Genomic DNA, 507 nt, shown 5'->3' on the forward strand with positions numbered 1-507 from the left:
AATAGTATACCAAAAGAAAGGAATGATAGTATGACAGATTTAAAGGTATTCAATTTTGAAGAAAACAATGTAAGAACGTTAGTGATTGAAGATGAACCGTATTTTGTGGGGAAAGATGTTGCGGAAGTGCTGGGGTACCGAAATGGTAGTCGAGATATCAATAGGCATGTAGACAATGAAGACAAGTTGAGTACCCGAATTGAGTACGCAGGTCAAACTAGAAATGTAACGGTAATTAACGAATCGGGTTTATATAGTCTTATTCTTTCTAGCAAACTACCAGCAGCCAAGAAATTCAAACGCTGGGTGACATCAGAAGTTCTCCCACAAATTAGGAAACAAGGATTGTACATGACAAATACGCTAGCTCAAGAAATTCAAAACAATCCGGAAATCATTCATTTTTTAGCCGAACAGGTTGCAAAAATTAATACTGCTAATAATCAGTATCACGTACAGACAGCTGAAAAACTAAATAGTATTGACAAGAAAATAGAAGGTGAATAT

1 protein-coding gene is annotated in these 507 nt (G+C 35.7%); it reads left to right on the forward strand.

Going from position 1 to position 507, the window contains the following annotated elements; translation table 11 throughout:
• Positions 1-30: 30 nt before the first annotated feature.
• Positions 31-507, forward strand: a 477-nt coding sequence (locus tag IEX29_RS26470) for a BRO-N domain-containing protein (protein WP_188738887.1), incomplete at its 3' end; no start/stop codon positions are given.

It is taken from the genome of Oceanobacillus neutriphilus, from assembly GCF_014645515.1.
GTDB lineage: Bacteria > Bacillota > Bacilli > Bacillales > Amphibacillaceae > Oceanobacillus > Oceanobacillus neutriphilus.